Origin of the sequence: Parvibaculum sp. (assembly GCF_040882025.1) — a bacterium.
GTDB lineage: Bacteria > Pseudomonadota > Alphaproteobacteria > Parvibaculales > Parvibaculaceae > Parvibaculum.
The window spans coordinates 1-4693 of record NZ_JBBECC010000092.1; the positions used below are offsets into that span (position 1 = coordinate 1).

The 4693-nt window shown below is 62.9% G+C and carries 6 protein-coding genes; 2 read left to right on the top strand and 4 right to left on the bottom strand.

Going from position 1 to position 4693, the window contains the following annotated elements:
- Both WEB61_RS06630 and coxB read right to left on the bottom strand, forming a co-directional pair.
- A partial coding sequence (locus WEB61_RS06630) for a cbb3-type cytochrome c oxidase subunit I (RefSeq protein WP_368063545.1) occupies window positions 1–302 on the bottom strand: 302 nt, incomplete at its 3' end.
- A 59-nt stretch (window positions 303–361) separates the two neighbouring features.
- Complete coding sequence (gene coxB, locus WEB61_RS06635) at window positions 362–1213, bottom strand: cytochrome c oxidase subunit II (RefSeq protein ID WP_368063546.1); 852 nt, start codon at window positions 1211–1213, stop codon at window positions 362–364.
- Between the two features lie 447 nt (window positions 1214–1660).
- On the opposite strand from coxB, the gene WEB61_RS06640 reads away from it, so the two are divergent.
- Both WEB61_RS06640 and tldD read left to right on the top strand, forming a co-directional pair.
- Window positions 1661–2056, top strand: coding sequence for a hypothetical protein (locus WEB61_RS06640; RefSeq protein ID WP_368063547.1), 396 nt, complete (start codon window positions 1661–1663; stop codon window positions 2054–2056).
- Between the two features lie 41 nt (window positions 2057–2097).
- Entirely contained in the window at window positions 2098–3534 is a 1437-nt protein-coding gene (gene tldD / locus WEB61_RS06645; protein WP_368063548.1) for a metalloprotease TldD, read from the top strand.
- Window positions 3535–3784: 250 nt separating this feature from the next.
- Here the strand turns inward: tldD and WEB61_RS06650 are convergent, their stop codons facing one another.
- Together WEB61_RS06650 and WEB61_RS06655 are read right to left on the bottom strand one after the other, a co-directional pair.
- The gene (locus WEB61_RS06650; RefSeq protein WP_368063549.1) at window positions 3785–4288 is read right to left on the bottom strand and encodes a topology modulation protein; all 504 of its coding nucleotides are present in this window, start codon (window positions 4286–4288) and stop codon (window positions 3785–3787) included.
- Window positions 4289–4693, bottom strand: a 405-nt coding sequence (locus tag WEB61_RS06655) for a PIN domain-containing protein (protein ID WP_368063550.1), incomplete at its 5' end; no start/stop codon positions are given.

Genomic DNA, 4693 nt, shown 5'->3' on the forward strand with positions numbered 1-4693 from the left:
ACGAACCAGTTGCCGAAACCGCCGATCATCGCCGGCATGACCATGAAGAAGATCATGATCAGGCCATGTGCCGTCACCAGCGTGTTGAAGAGGTTGTAATCGCCGCCCAGAACCTGGTCGCCCGGAAGCTGCAGCTCCATACGCATGACGACCGACATGGCACCGCCGACGATCCCCGCGAGGATCGCGAAGATCAGGTACATCGTGCCGATGTCCTTGTGGTTCGTCGAATAGACGTAGCGCTTCCAGCCCGTGGGGTGGTCGGCGTGATCGGCGTGCGCACCCGCAGCTTGCCCTGCCATCTCTGTAACCCTTCGTTCTTGCTGTTTTATGCTTTTACCTGACCGTCGAGGAAACGCGCCTAGCGCGCGTCCGCCGCCGGCGCTTCAGCCAGTTTCAGTTTTCCGTCGCCGCCGAGCGCCGCTTGCTGCTCGCGCGCAACCCATTCGCCGAATTCTTCCTTCGTCACGACCTTGACGCTGATCGGCATGAAGGCGTGGCGTGTGCCGCAAAGCTCGGAACATTGCCCATAGAACATGCCGGTGCGATCCGCACGGAACCAAGTCTCGTTGAGACGGCCGGGAATCGCGTCGATCTTGACGCCGAAGGACGGCACCGCGAAAGCGTGAATAACGTCCGAAGCCGTGACGATCACACGCACGGTCGTGTCAACCGGCACCACCAGGTCGTAATCGGCCGCGAGCAGGCGCGGCTGGCCGGGCTGCAACTGATCGTCCGGGATCATGTTCGAGATGACCGAGATATCGCCGTGATCGGGATATTCGTAACCCCAATACCACTGATAGCCGACCGCTTTCACCGTCATTTCCGCTTCGGGAAGTACGATCTGCTTGTAGAGGAGGCGGAAGGACGGGATGGCGATGACGACGAGGATCATTACCGGGACCACGGTCCATGCCACTTCGAGCAGCGTGTTGTGCGTGGTCCTGGACGGGTTTGGATTTCTCTTGCGATTGAAGCGCCAGGCGACGATGCCGAGCAGTAACGTCACGAAGACGACGATGATGGTGATGATCCAGAGCAGAAAGGTGTGGAAAGCCACCAGATCATCCATGATCGGCGCGGCCGAGGACTGAAAGCCGAGCCCGCCGTCATGCGGCTGGTTCGCCAAAGCGGCAGCTACGATGCCGCCGTCAAAATATCCACCCGCGAGCGCGATCGCGAAGAAGCTGAAACCGATCAGAAACCGCATGCTTATCCCCAGCTAGTCAATTCAACTTCCGACCCCGGATCGGCGCCATTTCCGGCCAATCCGCAGGCTGCACCCTCGGGCGGCCAAAGCTGGCCGTCAGAAACCATAAACCGTTCGCCGCCGCAAGTTCCGCCGTCGCTTTGCGCGGCGGTTTTCCTCGTGGCGTTCATCCCCTGCCTGCCTGCGGCCTGACGGCGCGCAACTCGCCGCTCCGTACGCGCCGGGCGACTCGCGGGGCAAAGTATAGTCATGCCGGCGAGGCAGGCCACAACCGGCGTGGGGTTTTGCGACGTTTTGCCACAATGAAAGCGCCGGATCGAGAATTATGGGACCAGGTATCCGATTGCCGGAATTTCCGGCCGCCAGGCCTTTCCCGCCCTTGGAAATGTCCTACAGTGGGCCTTGGATACTGCCGTTTTTGCCACATGGACGAAAGAGAGCCGACCCATGCGCGACGAAGCTCTTATTCATTTTCACCTCGGCCGCCGGATTTCGGCCGGGCTGCTGCTGCCGCATAATGGCGGCGCGGCGCCCGAGCTCATCTCCGAGGCCGCGCCGTGGCTCGATACGCGCGATCCGGGCCGCTGCGTCGTCGGCTTCTGTGCCGCCCATCCCGATCTCGTCGGCGATGTCGTGGGCCCGCCGCCGGATGGCTGGCAAAACTGGCGCTTCACCGAATGGGATGCCTGGTTCGGCCGCATCAACGGCGTTTTCCTGGTCGACCTCGCTTCGCTGAAAGTAACGCAATACCCGCTTTACAGCTGTGCACCGCAGGTGGTGCGCTGCGACCTCACAGGGCTTCCGCGCCGGCTGGTGCCGGTCGAGGCGTGGTTCGACCGCTAAATCCCACAGCTCTCTCTCTGAACTCAAGGAATTTCCCGACTATGAGCCGCGCTCCTTCAGACGATCTCTTTTTCACCCGCACCGGACTCGACCGGGCCCGCGTCGAGGGGCTTGTCGGCGACGCGCTCGCGGGCGCCGATGACGGCGAGTTGTTCATGGAGTACCGCCAATCCGAGGCGGTGGGTTTCGACGACGGTCGGCTCAAGACGGCGAGCTTCGACACCACGCAGGGCTTCGGCTTGCGCTGCGTCGCAGGCGAGGCGACGGGCTATGCGCATGCCTCCGAACTCAGCGAGGACGCGCTGAAGCGCGCCAGCGCCGCCGTGCAGGCCGTCAGGAGCGGCCACACCGGCACCCTGGCCGACGGCCCCGCGCGCACCAACGCGCATCTCTATACCGACGAAAATCCGCTGGGGCGCCAGAGTTTCGAAGAGAAGACGAAGCTGCTCGCCGAGATCGACGCCTATGCGCGCGGCCTCGATGCCCGTGTGCGGCAGGTTTCGGCGTCGCTGACGGGCGAGTGGCAGGCGGTCGAGATTATCCGCGCGGGTGGCGCGACGCTGCGCGACATTCGCCCGCTGGTGCGTCTCAACGTGGCGATCGTGGCGGGTGAAGGCGACCGGCAGGAAACGGGCTCTTGCGGCGTCGGCGGCCGGATGGGCTACGACGTTTTCATCGATCCGCTGAAATGGCGCGGACAGGTGGACGAGGCGCTCCGTCAGGCGCTCGTCAATCTCGAAGCCGTGCCCGCGCCCGCCGGCGAAATGGATGTGGTGCTCGGGCCCGGCTGGCCGGGCATTCTGCTGCACGAAGCGATCGGCCATGGGCTCGAAGGCGATTTCAACCGCAAGAAGACATCGGCCTTTGCCGGCCTTCTCGGTCAACGCGTCGCCGCGCCCGGCGTCACGGTTGTCGATGACGGAACGCTGGCCGACCGGCGCGGTTCGCTGTCGATCGACGACGAAGGCACGCCGACCTCGCGCACGGTGCTGATCGAAGACGGCATTCTCAAAGGTTATATGCAGGACAGGCTCAATGCGCGCCTGATGGGGATGGCCGCGACCGGCAACGGGCGGCGCGAATCCTATGCGCATCAGCCAATGCCGCGGATGACGAACACCTATATGCTGTCGGGCGATCGCGAGCCGGACGAGATTCTTTCGTCGGTGAAGAAGGGAATTTACGCGGTTTCCTTCGGCGGCGGACAGGTCGACATCACGTCGGGCAAGTTCGTTTTCACCTGCACCGAGGCCTATCTCATCGAGAACGGCAAGATCGGCGCGCCCGTCAAAGGCGCAACGCTGATCGGCAACGGGCCGGATGTGCTGACGCGCGTGTCGATGATCGGCAACGACCTGAAACTCGATCCCGGCATCGGCACTTGCGGCAAGGGCGGACAAGGCGTTCCCGTCGGCGTCGGCCAGCCGACGCTCCGCATCGACGGGCTGACGGTGGGCGGCACGGCGAAGGCGGCGTGATTATCCGTCTACGGAATAAAACACGACTTATCCCCGATTTTCGACAGTTTCAGGGTGCCTCTGTCACCGAACTGTCATAAAACTGTCACAAACCTCATCCGCACCCTTTCGGGCCGGAGACAAGGGCGGGGATAAATAAAACTTATCCCCGTTTGACGGCATGGTTTGTCCCCGTTTGAAGACGGGACCGCAACGCGGGCAGACGTGACGGGCGGGGACAAGCTGGAATTGGCGCCGAAAATACCATAATTCAGGCCGAGGCCAGAAAGGCGGCAATCTCCCCGTCGCTCCGTAGACGGAACAGTTGTGCACGGGACGCGTCGCGGGCCAGCGCTTCCTCGATCATCGCGTCGTGCGTGCGCTTGAAATTCCAGATGAAGCGGTAGAAGGCCGGATCGATCTTTTCCGGGCAGCCGGGGGCGAGGTCGGCGCGTGTTCGTCCGAAGAGGGTCATCGTGCGGCGGAAGGCGCGCCAGAGGCAGACGCGGCGCGGCTGGTCGACCCAGACGATTGTGTCGGCACGCGGCAAGCGGATGTCGAAGGTGCGGCTGAAACTGCCGTCGATGACCCAGCGGTCTTCGGCCACTGCGGCGGCGACCTTCGGCCGGAACTCGTCATAGGAACTTTCGACCCAACCCGGCTTCCAGAAGAGCACATCGAGATGCACCACCGGCAGGGCGAGTTTCTCGCCGAGCCTGCGCGCGAGCGTCGACTTGCCGCCGCCGGAGCAGCCGATGACGAGGATGCGCTGCATTTATTTCCCGACCATCGAAAACGACGAATGCTGCGCGGCCTTGCGGTCGAAGGTAAGCGTCGTCGAACATCCCGCCGCCGCATTCACTTCCGCGATCAGATAATCGGCGAAGTCGGCCTTGCTCTCGACAAAGGCATCGAGGGCGCGGCGCACCGCCGCCTCGCTCTCCAGCTCAACATTCGCGCTGGCGATCAGCCGCATGACAATCTCTTCGATCACTTTCCGGCTCTGCTCCGCCTTGTTGCGCAGCACCCAGACGGTTTCCGCCAGAACGATATTGTTGACGAAGAATGTGTCGCCGCTTTCGAGAATGAGTTTCGCGACAAGTCTTGTCTGTTCCGGCGCGTTGTCCGCCACACCGGAATCATCGAGAAGCCAACGCAGCAGGATGTTGGTGTCGAGGCC

Coding starts and splice junctions, on each gene's coding strand:
- coxB (WP_368063546.1), bottom strand. CDS start 1,213: ATGCGGTTTCTGATCGGTTTCAGCTTCTTCGCGATCGCGCTCGCGGGT.
- WEB61_RS06640 (WP_368063547.1), top strand. CDS start 1,661: ATGCGCGACGAAGCTCTTATTCATTTTCACCTCGGCCGCCGGATTTCG.
- tldD (WP_368063548.1), top strand. CDS start 2,098: ATGAGCCGCGCTCCTTCAGACGATCTCTTTTTCACCCGCACCGGACTC.
- WEB61_RS06650 (WP_368063549.1), bottom strand. CDS start 4,288: ATGCAGCGCATCCTCGTCATCGGCTGCTCCGGCGGCGGCAAGTCGACG.